The following is a 26,569-nucleotide window of genomic DNA, read 5'->3' as shown; positions in this document are numbered from 1 at the left end:
GTCACGCGATCGAGCACCCGGCGCTGCCCGCTGTCGCACCCGCCCGTCCGCCCCCGTGCGCGAGAGCGGGGCTGCTGACGGCCGACGCCGTGCGCACCACGCGGGACGACCGGGCGCACCGACGACGGCGGGGGCGGGGGTGGGCCGGTTCCGGCTGGGTGTGGCGCGGCGCTGACCAGTACGGGCCTCGGTCGTCCCCGGGGCGGAGTGAGGTCGTGATCACTCACCGCGGTCGGGAGTCGTCTCCCTCTTCGCGCCCGAGCCGAGGTCCTGGGTCGCGACCCAGCCGGGCGCGTCGAGCCGGACGGCGCCCGGACCGACGAGCTCGCTCAGGCGGGCCTCGAGCTGCTGCAGCTGGTCGGTGCCGATGCGCCGCGCCCACTCCTCGCGGAGTTCATCGAAGATCGCCTCTCCCTCGCTGAGCAGGGCGAACCCGCGCTCCGTGACGTGCAGCCGCTTGCGCCGGGCGTCGTCGGGATCGGCCTTCCGGGCCACGTAACCCCGCTCCTGCAGCACGCTGATCGTCTGCGCCGCGGCCTGCTTGGTCACCGACGTGCGCCGGCTCAGCTCCGAGGCGCTGTCGGCTCCCGCGGCGATGGCTCGGATGGCGAAGTCGTGGACCGGTCGCACGTCCTCGTACCCGCGCCGGCTCAGCTCCTCCTGGGCGGAGTCCACCAGGGAACGGAATCCCCCGAGCAGGAGGAGGGCGAGATCGGCACCGGAGCGGGACACCCGTCCAGCGTAACCAATCACTGGACATCGACAAGCTGCTTGTCTACCTTGGTCGACAAGCAACTTGTCCACCTGGAGGTCACCGTGTCCGCATCCCTCACCACTCCTGCCACCGATCCCGCCCCACCGGCCTCCATCCCCGAGGTCACCCACCACCACGCGGAGGTCAACGGGACGACGCTGCACCACGTCCGGGCCGGCGCCGTCGGCTCCGCCGTCCTGCTGGTGCACGGTTTCCCCGAGACGTGGTGGGCCTTCCACCGCCTCATCCCCCTGCTGGCGCAGCACCACCGCGTCATCGCCGTCGACCTGCGAGGTTTCGGTGACTCCGGCAACGACGACGACGACGGCCCCGACGCCTACGACAGCGCCACCTCGGCCGAGGACCTGCACGCCCTGGTCGAGCACCTGGGTCTCGGCCCTGTCCACGTCGTGGGTCAGGACATCAGCGGCGCGGCGGTCTTCCGCTTCGCCAGCCGCCACCGCGCGGACGTGCTGAGCTTCACCGGCATCGAGATGGGCCTGGCCGGGTTCGGACTGGAACGGCTGGCCGACGTCACCCGCGGAGGGGCCTGGCACATCGGGGTCCTGGCCGCGCCGGGCATCCCGGAGATGCTGCTCGCCGGTCGTGAGCGGGAGTTCCTCGGTGACTTCGTCTTCCCGGCCATGACGGCGGTCCCGGGGTCGGTCACCGACGCCGACGTGGCCGAGTTCACCCGGACCTACTCCCGGCCCGGGGGGTTCCGCGGGGCCAGCGGCCTCTACCGCTCGATGCTGGCTGAGGGTGCGGAGATCACCGCCCTCGCCGCCGCGCACCCGCTGACGGCACCGGTCCTGGCCGTCGGTGCCGGCGGTGGTGGTTTCACGGAAGCCACCTTGTCCGCGGCCGTAGGGGTCGGTGTCCGTTCGGTCCTGCTGGAGGGCGTGGGGCACTACGCGGCCGTGGAAGCGCCGGGCGAGGTCGCTGCGGCTCTCCTCCCCTTCTTCCGCGACGTCGACGCGCGCTGAGCTGCATCTCTGGACGCGGACGTGGTCGCCGGCGAGCAGGGCGTGGGGAGGACCGAGGTCGATCGCGCCGGCCTCGTCCAGCCGGGCCACCTGGTCCGCGGTGAGGTCGACCTCGCGAACCCCCGGGTTCTCCTGCCGTTGCCCGACGGTCCGGGCAGCGAGGACCGGCGCGGTGGCGCCGGGGTTCCGCACGGTCCAGGCGAGTCCGACCTGAGTCGGGGTGGCGTCCAGTTCGGCGGCGACCTCCTCGTCCACGTCCACGATGGCCAGGCTGCGTCCGGCCGCGCCGCCGAGAACCACGCCGCAGTTCTCGCGGACGCTTCCACCCTCAGCCGGCGGCCCGTCGGGCGGGCGGTGCAGCGTGCCGTCTCCGCGCCGCGTCCGTGCGAGGCGCCGTTCGCCGTCCTGGGAGGCAGCGAGGATCCGGGGTCGTCACGGGCGGAGGGCACGGAATGTGGGTACGCCGGTGTCCGACGGGAGGACTGCACCCAGGTCGCCGGCCGTGACGGCCCAACGACCCCGCAGACCCTGCCCGGGCACAGCCGGGCACGGGGAGGTGCGGTGGATCCCGAGGGGCGAGCGGTGCACGAGCGGAGCCGGGTAGGCAGCGAAACCCGTGGACGGCAGGCAGGGAGGTGCGGTCAGCCCGGACAGCAACTGCTGGACTGCAGCGCCAGGTCGACGTGGCGCCGGCGCACGAGGTGCAGTTGCGGCCGCGGTCCGGTGACCGCCTCGCTCCAGTGGTGCACTCTGCCTCCGCGGTCCATCGGCTTGGCGGAAGCACCTGTCAGCCCGGGAGCTGGTGGTTGCTGCGGCGTCGTCGAGCCAAGTCTCTCAGCCGCTCTGGATGGTCCTCGAATTGGAACCCACTCCCGGGGTCGATGTCAACCACCGCGGCCCCAGCTCGCCGCACACGGTTGCTGGGCCGGGGTCGGAGTCCCGGTCTCGGCGCGTGGGACGCGAGCACGAGCGAGGGGGAGTGAGGTGGCGTGTAATCTCGCGCCACCTTCGACGACAGGATCACCATGCGCTCTCGGCCCCTCCGGTCCACCCTGCTCGCCGTGACGGCGACTTCGCTGCTGCTCACCTCCTGCGCGGACTCCAGCGGCGGGGGCGAGAGCGCGAGCGGAACGGGATCTCCGGCGGGTTCGCTCATCGTGGTGACCCCCAACCCGGTGGGCGGCAACAACTTCCTCCAGCTGGCCGTCGACGGCGCTGAGCGTGTGGCGAAGGAGAACGGTCTGGAGATCGAGGTGTTCGAGAGCAACGACCCCACCTCCATCCAGCAGAACGTGGAGGCCGCGGTGCGGGAGAAGCCCGCGGTCGTGGTGGGCCTGTCCTTCTCGCTGCAGGACGTGTTCGCCACCGTCCCGGTGGACAACCCCGACCAGCAGTTCCTCCTCGTCGACGCCTGCCCGGACCCGCAACCGGAGAACGTGACGTGCGCCTCCTTCCGCGAGCACGAGGCGGCCTACCTCGCCGGGGTCGAGGCCGGCCTGCTCACGAAGACCGGCAAGATCGGGACCGTCGCCGCGCTGGACACCCCCTTCATCCGCCGCTGGGTCGACCCGTTCACCGCCGGCGCGCGCAGCGTGCGCCCCGACGTCACCGGCACCGCGCTGTTCGTCGGCGGTGACAACCCCTTCGGCGATCCCGCCCGCGGGGCTGCGCAGGCGCAGGTGCTGGCCGACGGAGGCGTGGACCAGGTGGTGGCGGCCGCCTCGGGCAGCAACGTCGGCACCTTCCAGGTCGCCGCGACCGGCGCGTTCTCGACGTACGGAGTCGACACCAACCAGTGCGCCGATGCGCCCGGGCACGTCGTGGACAACGTCTTGAAGAACGTGGACATCGCCCTGGCGGACGCCGTCGAGGCCGTGCTGGCCGGCACGACCGGCGGTGACCAGGTCTACGGGCTGAAGGAGGGCGGCGTGGGCGTCACGGCACTGTCCGACGACGTCGCCACCTCCGGCTGCCTCATCGCCGAGCACCCCGACGTCATCGCGGAGGTCGAGGCCGTCCAGCAGCAGATCATCGACGGCACCCTCGTCGTCGACGACCCCGCCGCCGGATGACGCCGCGTCCTCTCGACCGTCCCCCCGTCCCTCGTCCCGGAGGTCCACCCGCGGTCGAACTGCGCGGGGTCAGCAAGCGGTTCGGCCCGGTGCTGGCGGTCGACGACGTGGACCTGGCCGTGGAGGTGGGCAGCGTCCACGCAGTCGTCGGGGAGAACGGTGCGGGCAAGTCGACGCTCATGTCGATGCTCTACGGCCTGCACCGTCCCGACACCGGGACCGTCGCCCGGCACGGGCGCCCGGTGCAGCTGCACTCCCCGCTGGACGCCATCGGCCACGGGCTGGGCATGGTCCACCAGCACTTCAAGCTGTTCGAACCCCTCACGGTGGCCGAGAACGTCGTCTACCGTGCCGAACCGCGCCGCTGGGGCCTGCTCGACAGCCGCGCCGCGGTGCGCCGCGTCGAGGAGCTCGCGGATCGCTTCGGCCTCGACGTCGACCCGCACGCCCGGGTGGCGGACCTGCCGCTGGGGGTTCGGCAGCGGGTGGAGATCCTCAAGGCGCTGCACCGGGAGGCCGACGTCCTCGTCCTCGACGAACCCACCGCGGTGCTGACTCCTGGTGAGGTCGACTCCCTCTTCACCGTCCTGCGCTCGATGGCCGCCAGCGGCACCGCCGTCGTCATCGTCACCCACAAGGTGCAGGAGGTGCTGGCCCTCTCCGACGCGGTCACCGTGCTCCGCGACGGCCGGGTCAGCGGCCGTTTCACCACCGCGAGCACCACCGCCACCGAGCTGGTCGAAGCCATGATCGGTCGTGGTCTGCGGCCCGCTCGCAACCCTCGCGCCCGGACGGGGACCCGGTCCGGCGAAGGTCAGGACGACCGCGCGGTCCTCGTCGTGCGCGACCTGAGGGTCCCTCCCGCCGGGTCGGGTCCAGGGGTGCGGGGCATCTCCCTGTCCGTGCGGGCCGGTGAGGTCGTGGGCATCGCGGGGGTTTCGGGCAACGGGCAGCGCGAACTCGTCGAGTGCATCGTGGGTCTGCGCCGCCAGGACACCGGTGCGATCCTCCTGAAGGGTGTTCCGGTGCAGGGGTTGAGCGTGCGCGCGCGCCGCCGTCGCGGTGTGGCGCACGTCCCCGAGGACCGACCCGGGCAGGGCACGGCCGCGACCTTGAGCGTGGCGGACAACCTCGCCCTGGGGCACCACCGTTCTGCCCCGCGGTCGCGGCGGGGCTGGCTGAGCCCGCGCGTGGTGCGGGCCAGTGCCGCCGATGCGGTGCGCCGGATGGGTATCCGCGCTGCCGGCGTGGACGCCCCGGTGGGTTCGCTGTCCGGGGGCAACGCGCAGAAGGTGGTCATGGCCAGGGAACTGGAGCACGAAGCGGACCTGATGGTGGTCGAGCAGCCGACCCAGGGGGTCGACGTGGGGGCCGGTGAGCAGATCCACCGGCTGCTGCTGGAACGCCGTGCCGCCGGTGCGGCGGTGCTGCTGGTGTCGTACGAGATCAGCGAACTGCAGGCGCTGGCCGATCGGGTGGTCGTCGTCCGCGACGGTGTCGTGACGGCGGAGTTCGCCGCCGCGGACGCCACCGAAGCCGACCTGGGGTCGGCGATGTCGGCGTGAGCGGACTCGTGGCCCGGCTCCGGCTCACCGCCCCGGGCGCGGTCGTACCGGTCGGCGCGGTCCTCGTGGCCCTGCTCGTCGGCGCCGGGGTCATGCTGGCGGCGGGGGTGGACCCGGTGCGCGGCTACGACGCGATGGTCCGCGGCGCCATCGGCGTCAGCAGCATCGACTTCTCCGTGGCCTCCTTCACCGCCATCCTGGCCATGGCGATGGCCTTCGCCGTCCCCGCCCGGATGGGGGAGTACAACCTCGGCGGGGACGGTCAGCTGTGCGTGGGCGGGATCGCCGCGGCCGTGGTCGCCCTCCACCTGCCGCTGCCCGCCCCCCTGCTGCTGCCGGTGTGCCTGCTGGCCGCCGCGCTCGCCGGGGCTGCGCTGGCTGCGCTGTCCGTGCCGTTGGCCACACGCGCCCACGTCCCGGTCATCATCTCCACGCTGCTGCTGAGCACACCCGCGGTGGCCTTGACCTCCTACCTCGTCCGCTTCCCCCTCGCCCAGCAGGGTTCCGGGGTTCCGCAGACCCCGCGGCTGCCCGACGCCGCGCACCTGCCCTCCCTGCCGGGCACGCAGTACACCAACCTCGGCCTGCTCCTGGTCGTGCTGGTGCTGCTGGTCGTCGTCGTCCTCGACGGGCGGACCTCCCTGGGGTACGAGCTGCGCGCCGTGGGCGCGAACCGCTCCTTCGCCCGCTACGGCGGCATCTCGGTGCCCGGGTTGACCCTCGGTGCCCTGACCACGGCCGGTGGCATCGCGGGGCTGGCCGGCGCGGTGGTCGTCACGACGCAGCCGTTCCGGTTCATCGACGGTGCCCTCACCGCACCGGGGTACACCTTCGCCGGGGTGGCCGCGGCGCTGCTGGCCGGGGGCCGCCCGGCGCTGCTGCCGCTGACGGCGGCCCTCTTCACGGTGCTGCAGGTGGGCTCGACGGGCATGGAACGCGACATCGACCTGCCCCGCCAGCTCGGGCAGGTCCTGCAGGCCGTCGTCATCCTCGTCCTGGCCCTCCGCACGGTCGCCGTGGCCGCCGCGGCGCGCCGGGCCCGCCGCCGCGTCCCGGAACGGAGCTGAACGCGGGTGCTGTCATCGCTGCTGTCCCTGTCGTTCGTCGCCGCCGTCCTCGCTGCCACCGCTCCCGTCGCGCTCGCCGCGCTCGGCGGTGCCCTCTGCGGGCGCGCTGGGGTCTTCAACATCGCCTTGGAGGGGCAGATGCTGTGGGCCGCGTTCACCGCGGTCGGGGTGAGCCACTGGACCGCCTCGCCCTGGTGGGGGGTCCTCGCCGCGGTGGTCACCACAGCGCTGCTCAGCGGGATCCTCGCCGTGGGCTCGGTGCGCTGGCACGCGGACCCCATCATCGTCGCCGTGGGACTGAACCTGCTCGCGCTGGGCCTGACGGGGTTCCTCCTGCGGTCGGTCTTCGACGCCAGCGGCACGTTCGCGCCGCCGGGCCTGGTGGGGCTGCCCGACCTCTCGCAGCTCTCGGACGTCCCGGTGCTGGGGCGGCTGCTCGCCGGCCAGAGCGTCCTGGTGCCCCTGGCCCTGCTGCTCCCGGTCGCCGCCGCCTGGTGGCTGGCACGCACAGCGGTCGGTCTGCGGCTGCGCGGGGTGGGCGACCACCCCGCGGCTGCGACGACCCTGGGGGTCCCGGTCAGCCGTTACCAGCAGCTGACGGTCCTGGTGGCTGGGGCGCTGTGCGGTCTGGCCGGGGCGCAGCTGGCCCTGGGGAACGTCACCGCCTTCACCGAGAACATGACCGCCGGGCGCGGCTGGGTCGCCGTGGCCGCCGTCATGCTCGCCGTGAACCGCCCCGTGGGCGTCCTGCTGGCGTGCCTGCTCTTCGGCGCCGCGGAGGCCTGGGGCTTCCGCCTGCAGGGGATCGGACTCCCGCAGCAGCTCACCGACGCCGCCCCCTACCTCGTGACCCTCGTCGTCCTCGTCCTCGCGCGCGCCCGCCGGGCGCGTCGCTCACCGCTGCCCGCAGGAGGCACCCCGTGACCACCCCTCGAGACCACACCCCCGACAGCAGCGGCAGCGGTCGCAGCGTCGTCGTGGACACCGACACCGGCATCGACGACGCCCTCGCCCTGCTGTGGCTGGCCGGCCGCCGCGACGTCGAGATCGCGGCGGTCACCGCCGTCTACGGCAACTGCACCGTGCAGGACGCCACCCGCAACATCGGCGCGGTCTTGTCGGTGGCCGGCCTCACCGTCGGCGAGGGCGGCATCCCCGTCTCGGTCGGGGCCGCAGGTCCCATCGATGGCCGCCCGGCCCACTTCGCGACCTACGTCCACGGCCACGACGGACTGGGCGATCTGGGCGGGGAGCGGCCCGACGTCCCCGTCGAGGACCGCAGTGCCGCCGAGCAGCTCGTGCACCTGGCGAACACCGACCCCGGTCGCCACGACCTCCTGGTCCTGGGGCCCATGACCAACATCGCCGCCGCCCTCGAACGCGACCCCGACCTGCTCACGAAGTTCCGCTCCACCGTCGTCATGGGCGGCTCGGGTCCCTTCCCGGCGCTGGGGGTCGCCCAGATCGTCGACGCCAACATCGCCAACGACGCCGCCGCGGCCCGGGCCGTGTTCGCCGCTCCCCGCACCCAGCTCGTGATGGTCGGGGTCAACGTCGGAGCCGGTGCCATCGTCGACGAAGCCGCGGTGCGACGCCTGCACGACAGCCCCACCGAGGTCGGCCGCTTCAGCGCCGCGTTGTTGGAGTCCTACATGGACTTCTACCAGCAGGTCTGGGGCCGGCGAGTCTCTCCCGCCTGGGACGGGCTCGCCGCGGCGTTGCTGGTCGAACCACGCTGGATCTCCGACTTCGAAGACGGACCCGTCGGGCTCGTCCCCGACGGGGAACGCTGGCGCGCGCACCTGCTGCGCACCGCAGAGGGGGGTCCGGTGCCGTTCGAACCCGCCACCCGCCCTGGTCGGCCGGCACCCTCGACACGGGTGGCCTTGGCCGTCGACGTCGAGGCCTTCCTGGACGACTTCCTCACCACCCTCGCCGGTGACGGCGCCCGACCCTGACCCGGGCCGGCTCCCCGTCCTCGTCATCCGCCTTCCGCCCACCGGACCGTCTCACCCTCGGACCCGTCGCAGGGGGAGAGCTCCTGCGGCCTCTCCACCACGGGGCCGGACGGGTGACGCGGGCTCGTTCGCGTCGCCCGCCTCCACCGCGCTGGCAGGCTCGGTGGGTGCGTCTCGTGCTCGTCCTGCCGCTCGCGGCCCTCGCCCTGCTCCTCGGCTCGTGCGGGACCGAGGCCGTGACCTCGTCCTCGGCGTCCTCGGACGTGCCCGCGGCGGCGCCCACGACGGCGCCGGAGGAGGTCGACGGCGGGTGGACGCCGAGCCCGGAGGAGGTCGCGCACGAGGAGTGGCTGCAGGGCGGGCCCATGGCGACGTCGATGCCGACGCGCACGTGCATCTCTCACCAGCCGACCGACGAGGAGCTGGCGGCGACGGATCCCGACGACCCCGACACCACCTCGGGTTCGTCCTGGACGAGCTGCTTCGACCCGGGCGCCTACCAGACCGCGTCGGCCTGCACCCCGCCGCCGGATCTGCCCGCTGACGGCACCTACATCTGCATCGCCCTGCCGAACCTGACCCAGCGCGTCGTCGACGACTGGAACCGGTACGCCGACGCGGAGGATCGGGCCGGTGCGCAGCAGCTCGGGCTGAGCCTCGAGGAGTACCGGGAGCAGTACCCGGACCAGCACGCCGACGGTTCCCCCGTCGTGCCGGTGCCCTGACCGGGGCGGCGGCTCGGTCCACGCGTCGAGCAGCGCCAGCGGGGGACGAAACAGACGCGTCACCGGCCGTCGAGCGGGCGGGCGATCAGGTCCTCCACGTCGCCGGGCCCCTGCAGGAGGACCACGGTCACGACCGCAGGGTCGTCAGGCGCCACGATCGTGCCCGGATCGCGGGACGGCCGTGAGGTCGTGGACCTCGTCGTCGACCGGCGGGGACCAGGTGCGGGTGGAGCGCGCTCCGTGCTCACGGGCTCGTGGTCGCCCGTCGGGGGAGGCGTCCTCCGGTTCCGTCCAGCAGTGGGTCTCGTCGTCGGGCGACGAGGGGTATTCCGGGCCCGGGTGACGGGGCCGAGGGGGCGTGTCCGCGGTGGCTGCGGGGACGGCGCTGGTGGTGGCGCTCCGAAGGGTGCAGCTCCCGCCCGCAGCGCCGAGGGCTCCTCGCGCGAACCGGCTCAGGTCCAGACGGCGATGCTCCGGCGCGTCGGGGCGAGGGTGCCGTCGTGGAAAAGGTGGGGCGATTCCTCGCGGACCCGGTCCACGTCGGCCAGCACCGCCCGCAGGTGCGTGCGCAGCAGGTCGACCGCCTCCTCCTGGCGACCGTCGAGGACGGCGCGCAGGACCTCCTCGTGCTCGGACACCCGGGACTCCTGCACGTGGGCCTCGTCCAGCCCGAGCTGACGCGCCCGGTCGAGGTGGGCCTTGGCGCGCTGCACGACGGGCCAGGCGTTCCCGTGTCCGGACAGCTGCAGCAGGCTCGCGTGGAAGAGCTCGTCGAGGTCGAAGAAGGCGCGGGCGTCCAAGCCCGGTCGTCGTTGCCGTTCCACGTTGTCCTGCAGTTCGCGCACCAGGTCGGGGTCGAGGTGGGCGGGCAGGTCGGCCAGCGCGGCGAGCTCGACGGCTTCGCGGATGAACTGGGCGTCGGCGACACGGCGGGGGTCCACGCGGCTGACGAAGGACCCCACCTGGGGGAAGACCTGCACGAGGCCTTCCTCGGCGAGCAGGATCAGGGCCTCGCGCACCGGGGTGCGGCTGACTCCCAAGGTGGCTGACAGTTCGTTCTCCGACAGCGCGGCCCCGGGGGGTAGTTCCAGGGTCACCACCTGCCGGCGCAGCGTCTCGTAGACGCGGGCCCGCGTGGTGCGGGAGTCACGCACAGCTGCCATGGCAGCACTGTAGTGCGAGGTGTCGCAGCAGCGCCGCGGTGTGGGCCAAGACCTTGCGGACACTGCCGTACCAGTGCTTGTATGGCAGTGCTGGGCGACAGGTCGACGGAGAGATGGAACCCATGAGCACGATCACCAACGCTGAAGTGCTGCTCACCTCGCCGGGGCGCAACTACGTCACGCTGCGCATCACCACCTCGGACGGAGTCACCGGGATCGGCGATGCGACCCTCAACGGGCGCGAACTGGCCGTGGCGTCCTACCTGCGCGATCACGTCGCACCACTGCTGATCGGCCGCGATCCCGCTCGCATCGAGGACACCTGGCAGTACCTGTACCGGGGTGCCTACTGGCGGCGTGGACCGGTGACCATGACCGCCGTCGCCGCGGTGGACGTCGCGCTGTGGGACATCAAGGGCAAGGTCGCCGGGCTGCCCCTGGTCGACCTCCTCGGGGGCCGCTCCCGGGAGCAGGTGATGGTCTACGGCCACGCCAGCGGATCCGACGTCCCCTCCCTGCTGGAGGACGTCGCGCGCTTCCAGGCCAAGGGCTACCAGGCCATCCGCGCCCAAGCGGCCGTCCCCGGGCTCGCCGGTTCCTACGGCGTGCGCAAGGGCGAGATCTACGAACCGGCCGCCACCTCGCTGCCCGACGAGCAACCCTGGGACACCCGGGCCTACCTGCGCTTCGCCCCGGACTGCCTGCGGGCCGTCCGCGAGGAGTTCGGCTTCGACTTCCACCTGCTGCACGACGTGCACCACCGCCTGACCCCCACCGAGGCGGCCCGGCTCGGCAAGCAGTTCGAGGAACTCGACCTGTTCTGGATGGAGGACCCGACTCCGGTCGAGGACCAGTCGTCCTTCCGCTTCATCCGCCAGCACACCACCACCCCGCTGGCCGTGGGGGAGGTCCTCTCCAGCATCTGGGACGTCCAGCAACTGATCACCGAGCGCCTCATCGACTACGTCCGCACCTCCGTCGTGCACGCCGGCGGGATCACCCACCTGCGGCGCATCTTCGACCTGGCTGCGCTCCACCAGGTCCGCACCGGCTCGCACGGAGCCACCGACCTGTCCCCGGTCTCGCTGGCTGCGGCGGTGCACCTGGACCTCACGGTCCCGAACTTCGGCATCCAGGAGTACATGGAGTTCGCCCCCGAGACGACGGAGGTGTTCCGCACCGGGACCACCTTCACCCGAGGAAGCCTGGACGTGAGCGCCGCCCCGGGCCTGGGCGTCGAGTACGACGACGAGGTGGCCGCCAAGTTCCCCTACGAACCGCGCTACCTCCCGGTGGCCCGGCGCCTGGACGGGTCGGTGCACGACTGGTGACCGCTCGAACGACGCCACGGCTCTCGCTGGACGTGCTCGCGACCCTGCCGTCCGCCTCCCGTCCCCTCCTCGACCCCCGGCAGCTGCGCGCCGGCGTCGTGCACGTGGGTTTCGGTGCCTTCCACCGCGCCCACCAGGCCGTGTACACCGAAGCGGCGGCCGCCGCTTCGACCGACCCCGTCGGCACCGTCGTCGTGGTCCCCGGATCAGCGGCCACCGCGTCGCACCTGCTCGAGCAGGACGGTCTGTTCTCCGTCACCGAGCTCAGCGGCGACCCGGGCGTTCCCCGCGTGGTCGCCTCCACCACCGGCGTCGTCCGCGGGTGGGACCCCGACGCCGTCGCCTCGCTCCTGCTGGACCCGGGGACCAGCGTCGTCACCCTCACCGTCACCGAGAAGGGGTACCGGCGCGACCTCCGCGGAGGGCTGGACGTCACCGACCCCGCTCTCGCCGACGACCTGGCCGGCGGCCGGCCCACCGCGGTGGGGCTGCTGGCCCGGGCCCTCGACGCCCGGTTCCGCGCGAACGGTGCCCCGCTGACGGTCGTCTCCTGCGACAACCTCGCCCGCAACGGCGAGGTGACGTCCCGCGTCGTGCGTGAGTACGTCGAACGGTCCGGGTGGCAGGACGCCGGTGCCGTCCTGCAGTGGCTCCAGACCGCCGTCACGTTCCCCTCCACCGTCGTGGACCAGATCGTGCCCGCCGCCACGCCGGGAGTCCTGGACTCGGCGGCGCAGGCCCTCGGGGTCCGCGACGAGCTCGCCGTCGCGGGTGAACCGTTCCGCAGCTGGGTCCTGCAGGACGACTTCGCTGCCGCCCGTCCGGCCTGGGAACTCGCCGGGGCCCGGTTCGTCGACGACGTCGCCCCGCACCAGCTGATGAAGCTGCGGCTGCTCAACGGCTCGCACAGCGCCCTGGCCTACCTCGGACTCGCCGCGGGGTGCGCCACCGTCGACGAAGCCGTGGCCACCGGGTGGGGTTCGACGCTGGTGCAGCGGCTGGGGGGCGAGGTCGCCCCGACGCTGCCCGTTCCTCAGGAGCAGGTTCGGGAGTACTGCCACGCCCTGGGGCAGCGCTTCGCCAACCCCGGGGTGCGCCACCGGCTCACCCAGATCGGCGACGACGGCGCCGCCAAGGTCGCCGAACGGTGGTTCACCCCCCTGCGTGAACTGCGCGCGGCACGAAAGCCGGTGACGGTGCTCATCGCCGCGGTGGCCGCGTGGGCCCACGCCACCCGGCCCGACGGCGAGGCGCAGCTGTTCGGCACGACCGACCCGCTCTCCGCGGCGCTGGCTGACTGCTGGGCGCACGAGCGCGGTGGACCCCCCGTCGTCGCTGGGCTGCTGCGCACCGCCGGCGCCGACGACCTGGCCGAGGACCACGCCCTCGTCGACGCCGTCGCCGGTCACCTACCCGCCCTCGCACGCGGTGTCGTCGAGCTCTGACCGGCACCACCTCGCAGCACTTCCCGCAGCACGTCCCGCAGCACCCAGGCCGTGAGGCACTCCTCACCTCTCTCTCGACACGACGCAACGGAGCCCGCGATGTCGGACACGACCAGCCCCGGAGCCCGGCCCGCGCCGGCTCCCGAAGCCACCCGCAGCACCAAGGACCTCACCCGGGCCGCCGTCTCGGGCTGGCTCGGTACCGCGATGGAGTTCATGGACTTCGCGCTGTACTCCTTGGCCGCGGCCATCGTCTTCAACCAGATCTTCTTCCCCGACTCCGACCCCGCGGTGGCCCTGGTCGCCTCGATGGCCACCTACGGCGTCGGCTACGTCGCCCGCCTGGCCGGGGCCATCTACTTCGGCCGCAAGGGCGACAAGATCGGACGCAAGAAGGTCCTCCTCATCACCATCGCGATGATGGGCGTCTCCACCACGCTGATCGGTGTCTTACCCACGTACGCCATGGTCGGCATCTGGGCGCCCATCATGCTCGTCGCGCTGCGCCTGGTGCAGGGCTTCGGAGCCGGGGCGGAGATCGCCGGAGCCACCGTCATGCTGGCCGAGTACGCCCCGGCCCGTCGCCGTGGTCTCATCTCCTCCCTGGTCAGCCTGGGCACCAACACGGGAACCCTCGCCGCGACCGGTATCTGGGCCATCCTGCTCGCGGTGCTCACCGAGGAGCAGTTGCTGTCCTGGGGATGGCGCCTGCCGTTCCTGCTGAGCTTCGTCCTGCTGCTGCTGACCCTGTGGATGCGTCGCAACCTCAAGGAGAGCCCGGTCTTCGAAGAACGCGCCGACGTCGTGGACGGCGTCGCGCTCAGCAAGGACGAAGCACTGGCCCAGGCCGCCGCGGCGGGGGAGAGCGCCCTGGAAGCGGGCTTGAAGCAACCCAAGGGCCGATCCTTCTTCCTCGCCCTGGGCCTGCGGCTGGGACAGGCGGGCAACTCCGGTCTGGTCCAGACCTTCCTGGTCGGCTACCTGGCGACCACCCTCCTGGTGGACCGCTCGATCCCGACCGACGCCCTGCTCATCGGTTCCGCGTTCGGATTCGTCACCGTCCCGGTGGTGGCTCTGCTGGGGGACCGGTTCGGCCGTCGCCCGCTCTACACCGCCTTCACGATCATCACGATGATCGCGGCGTTCCCCCTCATGCAGCTGATCACCTCCGGCGGCAAGGCCCAGGTCATCGTCGGCATGGCCCTGCTGCTCAACCTGGGTGTCCTCGCGCTCTTCTCCCTCGAGAGCGTCACCATGGCCGAACTGTTCGGCTCCCGCACCCGCTTCACCCAGCTCGCGCTGGCCAAGGAGATCGGCGGCATCCTCACCACCGCTGCCGGTCCCGTGGTCGCCGCCGGCCTGACCGCCGCCACCGGCAGCTGGTGGCCCATCGCCGCCATGCTCGTCTTCTACTCCGCCATCACCCTGGTCGCCACCCGGCTCGCCCCGGAGACCCGCGGGCGTGACCTCGTCGCCGTCCAGGACGCCGCGTGAGGGCCGTCGTCGTCCACGGTGCCGGTGATCTCCGCGTCGAGGAGCGACCCGACCCGCAGCCAGGTCCGGGTGAGGTGCTGCTGGCCCTGGAGTGGGGCGGGATCTGCGGTTCCGACCTGGCCTACTGGCGCCACGGAGCCTCCGGCACCGCGCAGCTCGAGCACCCCCTCGTCCTGGGGCACGAAGTCGCCGGAACGGTCGCGGCACTCGGCCCGGACGTCACCGGCGTGGAGGTCGGACGAGCCGTCACCGTCCACCCGGCCACCCTGGTGGGGGAGGGGGACCTCCCCGCCCGCATCGCCGGGCGCACCAACCTGTGGCCGCAGGTGCGCTACTTCGGCTCCGCGGCGTTCGACCCTCACACCGACGGGGGCTTCAGCCAGTTCCGCACCGTGCGCTCGGACCAGCTGCGGTTCCTGCCCGAGGGGGTCGACACCCTGCGCGGCGCCCTGGCCGAACCGCTGGCCGTGGCCATGCACGCCGTCGGCCGCGCCGGGTCGCTCGCCGGCCGCGACGTGCTCGTCAACGGTGCGGGCCCCATCGGATCCCTCGTCGTCGCCGCGGCCGTGCACGCCGGCGCCGCGAGCGTGACGGCCGCCGACGTCTCACCCGCTGCCCTGCGGGTGGCTGCGGCCATGGGGGCGCGGAGCGTGCTGGACCTCTCGGCCGGTGCGGTGCTGCCGGCCGACGTCGAACTCGTCTTCGAGGCCAGCGGAGCGGCTGCCGCTCTCGGCGGGGTCCTGCGGGCCACCGCTCGCGGGGGCACGCTCGTGCAGGTCGGAAACCTCCCCGGTGGTGCGGTGCAGGCCGTCCTGGGTGACCTCGTCACTCGCGAGATCACCTGGATCGGGTCCTACCGGTTCGTGGAGGAGATCGACGACGCGCTGGTCGCTCTGGCTGAGGGCCTCGACGTCATGCCCGTGGTCAGTCACCGCTTCGCCATGGCCGATGCGGCGGAGGCGTTCGCGGTGATGGGTGACCGCTCCAGCGGCAGCAGCAAGGTGGTGCTGCGCCTCGACGGCAAGCCGGTCGAGGACGCGTCGTGAGCGCCCGCGTCCTCACCCTGGGCGAGACGATGGCCCTGCTCACCACGCCCGCCTCCGGCCGCCTCACCCTCGGTGGCAGCCTCACCGTCGGACTCGGTGGAGCGGAGTCCAACACGGCCATCGGACTCGCCCGCCTCGGCGTCCCCACGGCCTGGGTCAGCCGGGTCGGGGACGACGCCTACGGTCGCCTCATCACCCGGGAACTGCGCGCCGAGGGGGTCGAGGTCCTCGTCGACGTCGACGCCGTCGCCCCCACCGGGTCCATGCTGAAGGAACTGCACGCAGGACGCCCGCGGCGCGTCCGCTACCAGCGCGCCGGCAGCGCCGCGTCGCGGCTCACCCCCGCCCACGTCGACGCCGTCTCCGCCCGGATCACCGCCGCCGACGTGGTGCACCTGAGCGGCATCACCCCCGCCCTGGGCCCGGGCCCGGCCGCCGCCGTCGAACGGGCCGTGGAACTGGCCCGCTCGGCGGGCACCGAGGTCTCCTTCGACGTCAACCACCGCACGGCCCTGTGGTCGGCGCAGGAGGCCGGACCGGTGCTGGCCGGCACGGCGGCGCGGGCCGACGTGCTCTTCGCCGGTCCCGAGGAGGCCGCGATGCTGCTGACCGGAGCCGGAGCGGGGACGGAGAACCACCCCGTACCCACCGACCCCGACGCCGCCGCCGCGTGCGCCCGCCGGTTGTGCGAGCTCGGCGCCGGCACCGTCGTCGTCAAGCTCGGTGCACTGGGATCCGTCGCGGCGCAGGGCGGCCGGGTCTGGGTGGCACCCACCCACCCGGTGGACGCGGTCGACACGGTGGGCGCCGGGGACGCCTTCGTCGCCGGTTTTCTGGCCGCCCGGCTCGCCGGGCAGGACGTGCCGCGGTCCCTGGCCCAGGGCAACGCCGCCGGCGGTGCCGTCTGTCAGGTGCCGGGGGACTGGGAAGGCGCTCCCACCCGCGACGAGCTCGCCGACCTCCTCGAGCGGGGTCGGTCCAACGTGGGCGGACCGCGAACGACACGACCGAGCATGGAGGTACAGCGGTGAATGTTCTCGACAGGTGCCCAGTGGTTCCGGTGGTGGTGCTGGACCGCGCCGACCAGGCCCTCCCCCTGGCGCGAGCGCTGCTGGCCGGGGGGATCGACGTCATCGAGGTGACCCTGCGCACCGCCGCCGGTCTCCCCGGCATCGAAGCCCTGGCCGGCCTGGACGAGATGCTGGTGGGAGCGGGATCCGTCGTGACCCCCGAGCACGTCGACGCTGTCGTCGACGCGGGAGCGGAGTTCGTCGTCAGTCCTGGAACCTCCGCCGCCGTCCTGCAGCAGTCCGCGCAGCGTGGGGTCCCCGCTGTACCCGGCACCTCCTCAGCCAGCGATCTCATGGTGTGCGCGGCAGCGGACGTGACGGAGGTCAAGGTCTTCCCCGCGGCCCTGCTCGGCGGGCCCGCGCACATCGCGGCTCTCGCCGCGCCGTTCCCGCAGATGCGGTTCATGCCATCTGGAGGGGTTAGCGCCGCCACCATGAACGACTACCTCGCCCTGTCCTGCGTCCCGGCCATCAGCGGGAGCTGGATGGTCGCCCCGCAGTTGCTCCGCGAAGAGCGCTGGCACGACGTCACGACCCTGGCCACCGAGGCGGTGCAGGGCGCGCGGGTGGCACTGGGAGCGTGACCCGGTCTCCCGGGCAGGTGGATCGACCTGCCCGGGAGACGGCGTCGAGCACCGGGCCCACGTGGGTGGGCCACGTGGGTCGCCGATGTCCAGGGGAGTCGAGCAGGCCGATCCGAGGTGCTGTCCCCGCACCGCTCAGGCAACCGGGCCGCGTTGAGAGCGAGCCGTCGCGCCGCTCGTCGATCCTGCCGCAACGAGGACCTCAGGCTGCGCGCACCGCGAGCCGGTGATCGGGGCCCGGCCTCCGCGTCCCACGACCGCGAGAGCTGGAGTTCACGGTCGGTGGCGTCCTGGCCCGGCTGTCAGCTCGCTGTGAGTTGTTGGCCAGCGGTGCAGGATCCGGCAGCCCTCGCCCACGAAGGCGTGGTAGCCCGTGGTCCGGCCGCGCTCATCGACAGCGATCTGCTCGTCGTCGATGCCGACGCGACTGAACGGCTGGCCGTCGGCCGGCACCGTCGTCACCGCACCAGCCGGCACCTCCGCTGCGCACGCGGTACGAGCTCGAAGTGGGGGCACTGCCCAGCGGCGCTCCCGCAGGTGAGGTCGACCGCCGGTTCGCGGTGCCTCAGCCGTCGAGCGGGACGATGACGCCGCTGACGCTCGACTCCGCGGCATCGAGCATGACCGCGGCGACGCTCGCCCGGCTGATGGGAGCGGGGAAGAACCGTCGAGGGGCCCGCTCCAGGGCTACCGCCCGCGGGGATGCGCCGCCCGGGCCGTTGGTCAGCGGACCGGCGTGGACCACCGTTCCACCGGCCGCCAGGACGAGGGTGTCGGCGCTCACCTTGTCCTCGACCTCCGCGCGCAGCACCACCCGGAGCAGGTTCCGGGTGAGGGGGCCGGCGGCGGTGGCCGAAGGGCCGGTGCCGAAGGCCCCCAGCCAGACCACCCGCTCGGGGCGCGCGGCGACGACCGCGCGGGCCCCGGCGGTCAGCACGCCCCGCTCCTTGCCGACCGCTCCGAGTCCGGAGACCACGACCGGGCTGTCGCGCAACGCCTCGGCGACGCTCCGCGGGTCGGTGGCGTCTGCTGCTCGGCGCAGGAGCCGCGGCTGGTCGCCGATGCCGATCCGCTCGAGGCGACGAGCAACGGCCACCACGGTGTGCCCGCGCTCCAGGGCCTGGCGGACGAGGTGCAGACCCGTGGCGCCCGAGGCGCCCAGCACGGCGATCTGCAGCGGCGCAGGGGTCGGTGCGGGGGTCATCGCAGCGAACCCAGGATCGTCAGGGCAGCGGCGTGCACGCCGGGAGCAGCGGCGACGTACCCCTCGCTGGTGATCGCCCAGGGCGCACCGTCCAGGTCGGTGACCGTGGCTCCGGCTTCTCGGGCGATGAGCACGGGGGCGATGTGCGAGCGCAGGTTCTCGAACTGCCAGTGCACGTCGGCGCGACCGGCGGCGACGTGGGTGAGGTGCTGCCCGACCGGGATCGACTGGCGCACCGACAGGGCGCTGCGCATCATCGCGGCGATGGCTCGCCCGCGCAGGTCGGCGCGGGTGGGGTCGGTGCTGGGGCGGGCCTGGCCGGTGCCGGTCAGGGCGAGGGCGAGTTCGGTCTTCGCCGAGACGGTCAGGGAGGCGCCGTTGAGGGTGGCGCCGGCGCCGTTGAGGGCGGTGAACATCTCCGAGACGGCCGGCGCGTGCAGCGCCGCGAGAACCACGTCGCCGTCGCGGACCAGGCTCACACCGATGTTCCAGTCCGGCGTTCCCTGGATCGCGTTGAGGTTCCCCCCGACCGGGTCGATGACCCACCAGTCACCGGCCGGCATCGGACCCGCACCGTGCTCCTCGGCGGTCCACTGCGAACCGGGCAGGGCAGCGAGCAGGACGGGGCGCAGGCTCGCGGTGACGGCGTCGTCGTTGGCGGCCAGGGCCACGGTCAGTTCGGGTGCGGTGGTGAAGCGCCGCTCGGGGCGGGTGACGCGTGCCGCCGCGGTCGGCAGGGTGGTGACCAGGAGGTCGAGGAGTTCCTCGTTCGTAGGCATGGCTCCACCGTGACGCGCACCCTGCGTTGAGTCCAGTGCAACGTCGTTACCGGTAGGTTTACCCAAATGCACTTGGACTTGAACCTGCTGACGGTGCTGGAAGCTCTGGTCGAGGAGGGCAGCGTGGCCGGGGCGGCCGCGCGGTTGCGGCTGTCGTCCCCGGCGGTCAGCCGCAGCCTCGGTCGGATTCGACGGCTCACCGGGGACGAGATCCTCGTGCGCACCGGTCGGACGATGACCCGGACCACCTACGCCCTCGCGGTCCAGGACCGGATCGGTGAACTCCTGCGTCAGGCGGAGCAGCTGCTCGTCCCGAGCAGTTCGCTCGACCTCGCGACGCTGGATCGTGTCTTCACCCTCCGCGCCCACGACGCCCTGACCGCGGCGCTCGCCCCCGCTCTCCTGCGCGACGTGCTCGCAACGGCACCAGGGGTGCGGCTGCGCTTCCTGGCCGAGACCACCCACGACACCGAGGAGCTGCGGCACGCGGCGGTGGACCTCGAACTCGGCTCGAAGGTGCCCACCGTCCCCGAACTGCGCCACGAACTCCTCGGCTCCGACCCGCTGGTGGTGGTGCTGCGACGCGGGCACCCCGCCACGGCGCGGCTGGACCTGGCGACCTACGCAGCGCTGCCGCACGTCGTCGTGTCCCGGCGCGGGCGCCTGCGCGACCCGGTCGACGACGCGCTGGGTGATCACGGCAGGCACCGCCTCGTGGTGGCCAGCGTCGGGACCATCGCCGCCGCCGCGCAGATCGTCGCCGGCACCGACGCCGCGCTGGCCGCACCGGGCCGGGTGGTCGAGGCAGTGACCGAGGCGTTCGAACTCATCAACGAACCGGTTCCCCTGGAACTGCCGGCCCCGCAGGTGATCAGCGTCTGGCACCAGCGCTCCGAGTCCGACGCGGCTCACGCGTGGTTGCGCGAGCGTGTCCGCGCCACGACGGAGGCCCTGCTCGAGGACGCGTCGAACCACTGACGTCACACGACCAGTCGACGCACCCGCCACCCGGTGACGCCCCAGCAGTTGTCGCCGTCCGACACTGTCGTCGCACCGATCGCGAGAGACCCTCAGGCAGCGGCGTGAACCGTTCCCGAGATGGCTGCACCCCGCCGCTGGGGATGCAGGCCTCGCACAACGGGGAGGGTGCCGTGCGGGTGGTCCAGGGATCATGGGCACCTGCTCGGAGCGGCAACTCCTGCCTCCACCCTGCGCCCGGGCATCGACACACCCGTGCGATCTCCGCGGCAGGACTGCGTGACGTCGTCAGCCGTCGTCGTCGGGCGTGGTCGGCTCCTCCAGGTACACCAGGTGATTGCCGTCGGGGTCGCTGAAGTGGAACATCGGGGGGACGTCGTCCCAGCGCAGCACCTCCTCGTTGTGCAGCACGACGCCCTCGGTGCCTGCCAGCCGTTCGTACGCGGCGTCGGCGTCGGAGGTGCCCAACCGCACCGCCATCGGCAGCGGGCTGTCCGGCGGCAGCAGGACCAGGCCCACCCGGGAGCCCGGCGGTACCACCTCCACCATGCGCACCCCGGGCCACACCTCCACGTCGTGGCGCAGTTCGCACCCCAGCACACCGGTGTAGAAGGCCAGGGCGGCGTCCTGGTCCGCCACCGGCAGCGCCACGCTGATCACGGTCGTCGTCATCGTCATGGTGGGTGGACCCCGGGACGACGGAGAAGTCATCGGGTCCCGGCTCGGTCCGGTCGCTGTTCCTGCGCCCGTGGGCGGGATGACCGAGCGGCGCGAAGGCGTCAGGGCGTGCAGGTCGACCTGCCCGTCGTGGACGGCGACCGTCTCGTCGGGGCGCACGGGGCCGATGGTGGTGACGGTCTGGCCGGACGGGGAGGTGACATCCACGTCCCCCTCGGGGCAGCCCGGTTCGAGGAGCACGACCCCACCGATGCTCACCTGTGTCCGCTCCGTGAACGCACCGTACTGTGTCAGGTCGGCTCAGGGTGCTGGCTCCCGCAGAGCCCCCACGGGGTAGCCGTCGAGCCGCGCGTTCAGCGGGATGACCGTGGAGTTGCGCAGCGCGGGATGACCGCGTGGTCGGTTCCCGCACGGTCGAAGGCCGTAGCCGACGAGGGGGCGTCGTGGTCGGATGCTGCCGGTGACCGATGAGGAGTTCCGCGACCCCCGGCTGGCCGGCCTCTACGACGCCCTCGACGGCGACCGCAGCGACCTGGACACCTACCTCGCGCTGGCCGGGACCCTGCACGCCCGACGGGTCCTCGACGTCGGCTGCGGCACCGGCACCTTCGCCCTCCTGCTCGCGGATCGCGGCTGCGACGTCATCGGCGTCGACCCGGCCGAGGCGTCGGTGGAGGTGGCCCGGGCCAAGCCGGGGGCGGAACGGGTGCGGTGGGTGGTCGGGGACGCCACCGCGGTGCAAGCGCGGGGGCAGGTGCACGATCGGGACCTGGTGACGATGACCGCGAACACCGCCCAGCTGATCGTGGACCCACCAGCGTGGAGAGCGACGTTGACCGCGTGCCGTGACGCCCTGGTCCCCGGTGGGCACCTGGTCTTCGAGACCCGCCGCCCGGCCGCTCGGGCGTGGGAGGCCTGGACACCGCAGCGGACCCGCCGCACGACGCAGGTCGAGGGTGTCGGGCGGGTGGAGAGCTGGGTGGAGACGCTGAGCGTCGAGGGCCCGTTGGTGACGTTCCGCTGGACCTACGTCCTCCCCGACGGCCGGGACGGGGGAGGTCGGGGTGAGGCGCTGACGCTGACGTCCACCTCGACGCTGCGCTTCCGGGAGCAGGCCGAGGTCGAGGACGACGTGCGCCGGGCGGGTCTCGTGGTCGTGGATGTCCGTGAGGCGCCGGACCGTCCGGGACGGGAGTTCATCGTCATCGCCTGCAAGGACCCCGTGCAGGGATGACGTCGGTCGCACTCACCTGCTCCTCCCCGGGCAGTGCGGTGGGGGTGGCAGCACCCGGCTGCGTGCTGCGTGGCGAGCGCCGCACCGCTGAGCCGGCGGTCGCGCAGGACACACCCACTCGGCCCGCGGGTACTGCCTGACGCGACCATCGACGAGCTGCCACGGTGCTCACCGCCGCCGAGGACGCCGCAGCCGAGGACGGTCTCGGGCGGGTCACCCGCGCTCGGACCCCGCGACCACCCGGGTAGGCCCACCCGGTCCGTCCCACCGTGCCGCTGCCGAACGTCGCCCAGGGACGAGCCTCCGCCCGCGCGGTGGCCGACGTCGCGCCCCGTCTGCCCCGTCTGCCCCGTCCGCCTCCTCGACGCCGGCGCTTCCACGGCGCTCCCCCCACAGCGCTTCGCCGCACCCCGGCACCCGAGTCAGCGCCACCACTGGACGATCAGTAACCGCCGTCCACGTCGACAACCCCCCGGAAGTCCCCTGGCGGACCACCCGCCGCGAACGCCGCGAGGTTGTGCTCCAGGATCTCCAGCCCCCGGCGCCGGGTCGCGGCGGTGGTCGCCGCGTTGTGCGGGGTGATCACCACGTTCGGTTCCGCCCAGAACGGTGAGTCCGGCGGTAGGGGCTCCACCGCGTGCGCGTCGAGTCCCGCCCCGGCCAGCTGCCCGCTGCGCAGCGCTCGCAGGAGGGCGTCGTCGTCGGCGACACCACCTCGGGAGACGCACACGTAGTACGGGCGGCGCGCGCAGCGGGCGAACTCCGCTTCCCCCAGCATCCCGACGGTCTCCGCCGTCGCGGGAGCGGTCACCACCAGCGCATCGCTGGTGGCGAGCAGGTCCTCGAGCTCAGCGCGCGCGTGGTGCCGCCGCAGCCCGACGACGGTCATGCCGAACGCCCGGGCCCGCAGCTCGACCTCCCGGCCTGCGCGCCCCGCCCCGATGATCCCGACTCGGGAGCCGAACAGCTCCCCGTGCTCGTAGCGGTCCCACCGGCGCAGCGACTGCGCTCGCTGCCAGCGGGGGAAGTCCCGTGAGAGCACCAGCAGGAGGAGCATCACGTGCTCGGCCAGCGCTACGGCGCCGTTGCCCTTGGCCGAGGTCAGCAGCACCTGACCCGAGGCGAAGGGCTGCGGTAGCCGCCCCCCGACCAGGACGCCGTCGACGCCGGCGGCCCAGCTGTGCACCCACCGCAAGCGTGGTGCGCTGCTCAGGTCTTCGAGGGTGGGGGAGCCGACCAGTCCGTCGGTGGCGGCCAGCGCCGCCGGGTCGCTGCCCGGTCGGTCCTGGAACGTCAGCCGCAGTCCCGGGGCGGCCGCGGTCAGCTGCGAGCGTTCGGCCGCTGACACCGGGCCCGTGACCAGGACGCTGGGTCCGCTCACCGTGCCGCTTCCCAGGCCGATCCCCGAGTCGCTCCCCAGGCCGGCTCGGGAACCGGCGCGAACTCCCGCAGCCAGCCGGTGCCTGCGGTGGTCGGGACGTACTCCGCGCCGATGTAGCCGCCGTACCCGGCGGCTCGGAGGGCGGGGAGGAGGAAGGAGTAGTTCACCTCTCCGGTGCCCGGTTCGTGCCGCCCGGGGTTGTCCGCGATCTGCACGTGCTGGATCGCGGTCCGGAACCGCTCGAACGTCGCCAGCAGGTCCCCCCGCATGACCTGAGCGTGGTAGACGTCGAACTGCAGGCCGGTGTTGGGGGCCTGCACCCGGGAGAGCAGAGCAGCGGCGTCGGCGATCGTGGGGAGGGCGAAGCCGGGGACATCGCGGGTGTTGACGGCTTCGAGGAGCACGGTCACTCCCGCCGGCGCCAGCGCGTGGGCGGCGAAGCGCACGTTCTCAGCCAAGGTCTCCAACGCCGTGTCGAGCTCAAGGCCCTCGGGGACGCGCCCGGCGAGGACGTTGACCAGGGAGCAGCCCAGCGTGCGGGCGTGCTCGAGGGCACGGGCGACTCCCTCCTCGAACTCCTCCACCCGTTCGGGTAGGCACGCGATGCCCCGTTCACCGCCGGCCCAGTCCCCGGACGGCACGTTGAACAGGACCTGCCGCAGCCCCGCCGCCTCGAGCGCGGCCCGCACCTCGAGCACGTCCTGGTCGTAGGCGCCGAGGAACTCCACGCCGGTGAAGCCGTCGGCGGCCGCGGCCGGGATGCGCTCGAGGAACGGGAGCTCCTGGTACAGCATGGACAGGTTGGCGCTGAACTTCACGGTGCGTCCGCCCCCCTCCGGTCGGAGCCGGGCGGTGGCGCGTGGTGCTGAGCCTGCCGGTCGTCACGTCGGTGGGAGGACTCCTGGTCGTGCCCGGCGTCTGCGAAGCGCAGGTGCAGGACCTCCAGCTGCTCGATGGAGGGCACGACGACCTCGACCTGGCCGGCGCTGACGCTGACCGCGACCTCCTCACCGCGCACCACCAGCCCGGCCGAGACGAGCCGGGCACTGGCGGGCAGGGGGAGGGAGACGCTGACGGGGCCGGTGGGCAGGACCCGGCGGATCGCGCCGCGCATCGTCATCGGGTTGGTGAGGTTGACCAGGCACACCGCGACCTCGCCGGGACCGCTGTGGACGGCGACGTCGACGATGCCGGGAGCATCGACGCGCACGGTGTCGTGGCTCCCCAGGGCCCAGCGCACCGTCTCGGCCAGCAGGTGACCGTGGTCGGGTTGCAGCGCCTCCCAGAACACCTCGCCGAGGTTGAAGGCGACGTAGGCGGTGCGCCCGCCGCCGGGGTGCTCACGCAGGACCACCGCGGGGTCGCGGGGGGCTTCGCGGGCGTAGACCTCCTCCATGGGCAGGTCGGGGTAGTCGGGAACGAAGCGGAACGGCACCACGGCGTCCTCGACGGCGGAGACCCCGACGATGGCCGTCCCGCCGATGATGCGGGTCGTCCCGGTGAAGCCGGTGTGCAGCGCGTGCCGGCCGGTGAGGGCGGCGTAGTTGTTGCGGACTCCCTGTCGAGCCGGGCGCGTCAGGTGCACACCCAGGACCTCGCCGAGTCCGAAGTCCGCCCGCGGCGTGCCGTCGGGATGGAGCATCGACGTCTGGTGAGCGGCCACGAGGCAGCCGCCGCGTCCCACCCACTCGGTGATCGTGCGGCACTCCTCATCGCTGAGGCGCTGCACGTCGGGGGCGACGAGCACACGGAACCGGTCCAGTTGCTCGGCGGTGATGAGTCCGTCGCAGACGAACTCGAAGGGGATCCCCGCCTCCACCAGGGCCTGGTAGGCGCCTTGCCCGTCGAGGTTCTCCCCGCCGTGGGGCAGGCCGGTCGACCTCGTGGCATCCAGCAGGGCGACGTCGGCGGTGATGCTCAGGCGGGAGAGCAGCGGCTCGACCTCGGCGTGCAGGGTGAAGGCGTCGACGAGGGGCTGGACCCAGCGGGTGTCGAGGACACCGGCCTTGAACTTGGTGAACCACGGGAAGGCGCCCTGGGCGAAGCCGTCGATGATCCACGTCGCGAACTCCGGGCCGCTGGTGACCGCGTCCTTCCACCGGTGCGCGGGGTGCTCGGGCCCGATGCTGGTGATGAGGCCGACGGGGCGGTCCCGGAAGACGCTGCGGCTGCGTTTGCCGTTGCGCCCGGCCGCCCACGGCGCCTCGATCCCCGAGCGGCCCTGCTTGTCGATGAACAGCAGCGGGTAGTGCTTCTCGACGAGGCCGCGGTCCAGGTCGTGGGCGGCGACCGATCCGAGGTTGGGGATGAACCGCACGTGGGGCTTCACCGCCCGCACCGCGTCGTCCCACAGGCCCACCAGGGCGCTGAGCCGCCGGCGCCGCCATCCGGGCCAGGCGCGCCAGGCCGGGTCGTCGGCGTCGTAGGCGCCGTGGGGCAGGTCCAGGCCGGTGTCCTCGCGGAAGGCGCGGGAGGCGGCGGCGGAGTAGGAGATCCCGTGGCCTTGCCAGCGGTTGGCGAAGACGGCGTCGATGTCGTACTCGCGGGTGATCTCGCGGGAAACCTCGGTCAGGAACTCGCTGTTGTAGGTGCTGAACGGGCACGTGATGTAGGTGCCGGGGAAGGCCCAGTGCTCGACCGGCTGGCCGTCCTCGTCCAGCGCCGCCCACTCCGGGTGCGCGGCGAGGGCGTCGGCGTGGATGGCGTGGGGGTCCACGCGCGCCATGACCGCCATGCCCATCGACTTCGCCCCTTCCACCAGGGTGCCGAAGGGGTCGGAGTCCCCGAGGTGGCGGCTGCGGTAGTGGTGGGGGATCCGGGTGGGGTAGAAGGCCATGTAACCCCCGGCGGAGAGGCACGTCGCGTTGGAGCGGCTGCGGCGCATGACATCGAGCCAGAACTCCGGGTCGAAGTCGAGGGGGTCGTCCTCGGTGAACGTCAGCTGGGTCCACCGCGTGGCCCAGGAGGGCCAGTCGTCGTCGCCGCTGGGGCTCTCGCGGGTGGGGGAGGTGGTGGGGAGGAAGGAGGGCGTCGGGTCGAGGGTGGTCACGGTGTC

General features: G+C 73.1%; 24 protein-coding genes, 1 pseudogene and 1 riboswitch. Of the genes and pseudogenes, 15 read left to right on the top strand and 10 right to left on the bottom strand.

Annotation, left to right across the window (positions count from 1 at the left end; all coding sequences use genetic code 11):
- Nucleotides 1-219 precede the first annotated feature (219 nt).
- Nucleotides 220-732 (bottom strand): MarR family winged helix-turn-helix transcriptional regulator, encoded by a 513-nt coding sequence (locus KRAD_RS00495; RefSeq protein ID WP_049821015.1) that lies wholly within the window; start codon nt 730-732, stop codon nt 220-222.
- Between the two features lie 84 nt (nt 733-816).
- Here KRAD_RS00495 and KRAD_RS00490 point away from each other — a divergent pair, with 84 nt between their 5' ends.
- Complete coding sequence (locus KRAD_RS00490; RefSeq protein WP_011981257.1) at nt 817-1,740, top strand: alpha/beta fold hydrolase; 924 nt, start codon at nt 817-819, stop codon at nt 1,738-1,740.
- A gap of 81 nt (nt 1,741-1,821) precedes the next feature.
- On the opposite strand, the pseudogene KRAD_RS27775 reads toward KRAD_RS00490, so the two are convergent.
- Nucleotides 1,822-2,001: pseudogene (locus KRAD_RS27775) on the bottom strand (aldo/keto reductase); the annotation flags it as partial.
- 499 nt (nt 2,002-2,500) lie between these two features.
- A riboswitch (SAM riboswitch) is annotated at nt 2,501-2,594 on the bottom strand.
- A 207-nt stretch (nt 2,595-2,801) separates the two neighbouring features.
- Here KRAD_RS27775 and KRAD_RS00485 point away from each other — a divergent pair.
- The 6 genes from KRAD_RS00485 to KRAD_RS00460 all read left to right on the top strand — a co-directional run bounded on the left by KRAD_RS00485 (nt 2,802) and on the right by KRAD_RS00460 (nt 9,127).
- Complete coding sequence (locus tag KRAD_RS00485; protein WP_203417466.1) at nt 2,802-3,812, top strand: BMP family lipoprotein; 1,011 nt, start codon at nt 2,802-2,804, stop codon at nt 3,810-3,812.
- Between the two features lie 89 nt (nt 3,813-3,901).
- Nucleotides 3,902-5,377: an ABC transporter ATP-binding protein gene (locus KRAD_RS00480; RefSeq protein WP_203417465.1), complete on the top strand. Its 1,476-nt coding sequence runs from the start codon at nt 3,902-3,904 to the stop codon at nt 5,375-5,377.
- Nucleotides 5,374-6,444, top strand: a complete 1,071-nt coding sequence (locus KRAD_RS00475) for an ABC transporter permease (protein WP_049821014.1) — start codon at nt 5,374-5,376, stop codon at nt 6,442-6,444. The genes KRAD_RS00480 and KRAD_RS00475 overlap by 4 nt, the downstream gene beginning before the upstream one ends.
- A 6-nt stretch (nt 6,445-6,450) precedes the next feature.
- Nucleotides 6,451-7,368: an ABC transporter permease gene (locus KRAD_RS00470; protein WP_011981253.1), complete on the top strand. Its 918-nt coding sequence runs from the start codon at nt 6,451-6,453 to the stop codon at nt 7,366-7,368.
- Nucleotides 7,365-8,402, top strand: a complete 1,038-nt coding sequence (locus KRAD_RS00465; protein ID WP_011981252.1) for a nucleoside hydrolase — start codon at nt 7,365-7,367, stop codon at nt 8,400-8,402. Before KRAD_RS00470 ends, KRAD_RS00465 begins: the two co-directional genes overlap by 4 nt.
- 167 nt (nt 8,403-8,569) lie before the next feature.
- Nucleotides 8,570-9,127, top strand: coding sequence for a hypothetical protein (locus tag KRAD_RS00460; protein ID WP_157873411.1), 558 nt, complete (start codon nt 8,570-8,572; stop codon nt 9,125-9,127).
- A gap of 452 nt (nt 9,128-9,579) precedes the next feature.
- On the opposite strand, the gene KRAD_RS00455 is transcribed toward KRAD_RS00460, so the two are convergent.
- Nucleotides 9,580-10,290: a GntR family transcriptional regulator gene (locus KRAD_RS00455; protein ID WP_041291803.1), complete on the bottom strand. Its 711-nt coding sequence runs from the start codon at nt 10,288-10,290 to the stop codon at nt 9,580-9,582.
- Nucleotides 10,291-10,412: 122 nt separating this feature from the next.
- Between KRAD_RS00455 and manD the strand changes: the two genes are divergently transcribed.
- From manD to KRAD_RS00425, 6 genes are all read left to right on the top strand, one after another.
- Nucleotides 10,413-11,621 (top strand): D-mannonate dehydratase ManD, encoded by a 1,209-nt coding sequence (manD, locus tag KRAD_RS00450; protein ID WP_011981249.1) that lies wholly within the window; start codon nt 10,413-10,415, stop codon nt 11,619-11,621.
- Nucleotides 11,618-13,066, top strand: coding sequence for a mannitol dehydrogenase family protein (locus KRAD_RS00445; RefSeq protein WP_011981248.1), 1,449 nt, complete (start codon nt 11,618-11,620; stop codon nt 13,064-13,066). The genes manD and KRAD_RS00445 overlap by 4 nt, the downstream gene beginning before the upstream one ends.
- Nucleotides 13,067-13,165: 99 nt before the next feature.
- Nucleotides 13,166-14,560 carry an MFS transporter gene (locus KRAD_RS00440; protein WP_011981247.1) on the top strand — a complete coding sequence of 465 codons (1,395 nt, stop codon included), beginning with the start codon at nt 13,166-13,168 and terminating at the stop codon, nt 14,558-14,560.
- Nucleotides 14,557-15,606, top strand: a complete 1,050-nt coding sequence (locus tag KRAD_RS00435) for an L-idonate 5-dehydrogenase (protein ID WP_011981246.1) — start codon at nt 14,557-14,559, stop codon at nt 15,604-15,606. The genes KRAD_RS00440 and KRAD_RS00435 overlap by 4 nt, the downstream gene beginning before the upstream one ends.
- Nucleotides 15,603-16,637 (top strand): sugar kinase, encoded by a 1,035-nt coding sequence (locus KRAD_RS00430; protein WP_011981245.1) that lies wholly within the window; start codon nt 15,603-15,605, stop codon nt 16,635-16,637. Before KRAD_RS00435 ends, KRAD_RS00430 begins: the two co-directional genes overlap by 4 nt.
- A complete protein-coding gene (locus KRAD_RS00425) occupies nt 16,634-17,260 on the top strand; it encodes a bifunctional 4-hydroxy-2-oxoglutarate aldolase/2-dehydro-3-deoxy-phosphogluconate aldolase (RefSeq protein WP_041291802.1) in 627 nt (208 codons plus the stop codon). The genes KRAD_RS00430 and KRAD_RS00425 overlap by 4 nt, the downstream gene beginning before the upstream one ends.
- Nucleotides 17,261-17,533: 273 nt before the next feature.
- Here KRAD_RS00425 and KRAD_RS00420 read toward each other — a convergent pair whose 3' ends face one another.
- The 3 genes from KRAD_RS00420 to KRAD_RS00410 form a co-directional block, all read right to left on the bottom strand.
- Nucleotides 17,534-17,722, bottom strand: coding sequence for a hypothetical protein (locus KRAD_RS00420; RefSeq protein WP_041291801.1), 189 nt, complete (start codon nt 17,720-17,722; stop codon nt 17,534-17,536).
- Nucleotides 17,723-17,825: 103 nt separating this feature from the next.
- Complete coding sequence (locus KRAD_RS00415; protein WP_011981243.1) at nt 17,826-18,464, bottom strand: NAD(P)-dependent oxidoreductase; 639 nt, start codon at nt 18,462-18,464, stop codon at nt 17,826-17,828.
- Nucleotides 18,461-19,243, bottom strand: coding sequence for a 3'(2'),5'-bisphosphate nucleotidase CysQ (locus KRAD_RS00410; protein ID WP_011981242.1), 783 nt, complete (start codon nt 19,241-19,243; stop codon nt 18,461-18,463). The genes KRAD_RS00415 and KRAD_RS00410 overlap by 4 nt, the downstream gene beginning before the upstream one ends.
- 66 nt (nt 19,244-19,309) lie before the next feature.
- Here KRAD_RS00410 and KRAD_RS00405 point away from each other — a divergent pair, with 66 nt between their 5' ends.
- Complete coding sequence (locus KRAD_RS00405) at nt 19,310-20,221, top strand: LysR family transcriptional regulator (RefSeq protein WP_011981241.1); 912 nt, start codon at nt 19,310-19,312, stop codon at nt 20,219-20,221.
- Nucleotides 20,222-20,509: 288 nt separating this feature from the next.
- Here KRAD_RS00405 and KRAD_RS26475 read toward each other — a convergent pair whose 3' ends face one another.
- Entirely contained in the window at nt 20,510-21,157 is a 648-nt protein-coding gene (locus KRAD_RS26475) for a VOC family protein (protein ID WP_203417463.1), read from the bottom strand.
- Between the two features lie 202 nt (nt 21,158-21,359).
- On the opposite strand from KRAD_RS26475, the gene KRAD_RS00395 reads away from it, so the two are divergent.
- The gene (locus tag KRAD_RS00395) at nt 21,360-22,133 is read left to right on the top strand and encodes a class I SAM-dependent methyltransferase (RefSeq protein WP_041292430.1); all 774 of its coding nucleotides are present in this window, start codon (nt 21,360-21,362) and stop codon (nt 22,131-22,133) included.
- Between the two features lie 442 nt (nt 22,134-22,575).
- On the opposite strand, the gene KRAD_RS26755 is transcribed toward KRAD_RS00395, so the two are convergent.
- The 3 genes from KRAD_RS26755 to KRAD_RS00380 are packed head-to-tail and all read right to left on the bottom strand — an operon-like array spanning nt 22,576 to nt 26,563.
- Nucleotides 22,576-23,514, bottom strand: a complete 939-nt coding sequence (locus KRAD_RS26755; RefSeq protein WP_011981238.1) for a D-2-hydroxyacid dehydrogenase — start codon at nt 23,512-23,514, stop codon at nt 22,576-22,578.
- The gene (locus KRAD_RS00385; protein WP_049821374.1) at nt 23,511-24,308 is read right to left on the bottom strand and encodes a hydroxypyruvate isomerase family protein; all 798 of its coding nucleotides are present in this window, start codon (nt 24,306-24,308) and stop codon (nt 23,511-23,513) included. The genes KRAD_RS26755 and KRAD_RS00385 overlap by 4 nt, the downstream gene beginning before the upstream one ends.
- 20 nt (nt 24,309-24,328) lie before the next feature.
- Nucleotides 24,329-26,563 (bottom strand): alpha-amylase family protein, encoded by a 2,235-nt coding sequence (locus tag KRAD_RS00380; protein ID WP_011981236.1) that lies wholly within the window; start codon nt 26,561-26,563, stop codon nt 24,329-24,331.
- Nucleotides 26,564-26,569: the final 6 nt, after the last annotated feature.

This window comes from Kineococcus radiotolerans SRS30216 = ATCC BAA-149 (assembly GCF_000017305.1).
Classification (GTDB): Bacteria; Actinomycetota; Actinomycetes; order Actinomycetales; family Kineococcaceae; genus Kineococcus; species Kineococcus radiotolerans.
Note: the sequence above shows the minus strand (reverse complement) of the source record. Positions and strands in the feature narration are given on the sequence as shown.

Bases quoted from the DNA above. Each gene is read 5' to 3' on its own strand.
- KRAD_RS00455 (WP_041291803.1), bottom strand. From the start codon at position 10,290: ATGGCAGCTGTGCGTGACTCCCGCACCACGCGGGCCCGCGTCTACGAG.
- manD (WP_011981249.1), top strand. From the start codon at position 10,413: ATGAGCACGATCACCAACGCTGAAGTGCTGCTCACCTCGCCGGGGCGC.
- KRAD_RS00440 (WP_011981247.1), top strand. From the start codon at position 13,166: ATGTCGGACACGACCAGCCCCGGAGCCCGGCCCGCGCCGGCTCCCGAA.
- KRAD_RS00415 (WP_011981243.1), bottom strand. From the start codon at position 18,464: ATGACCCCCGCACCGACCCCTGCGCCGCTGCAGATCGCCGTGCTGGGC.
- KRAD_RS00410 (WP_011981242.1), bottom strand. From the start codon at position 19,243: ATGCCTACGAACGAGGAACTCCTCGACCTCCTGGTCACCACCCTGCCG.
- KRAD_RS00405 (WP_011981241.1), top strand. From the start codon at position 19,310: ATGCACTTGGACTTGAACCTGCTGACGGTGCTGGAAGCTCTGGTCGAG.
- KRAD_RS00385 (WP_049821374.1), bottom strand. From the start codon at position 24,308: ATGCTGTACCAGGAGCTCCCGTTCCTCGAGCGCATCCCGGCCGCGGCC.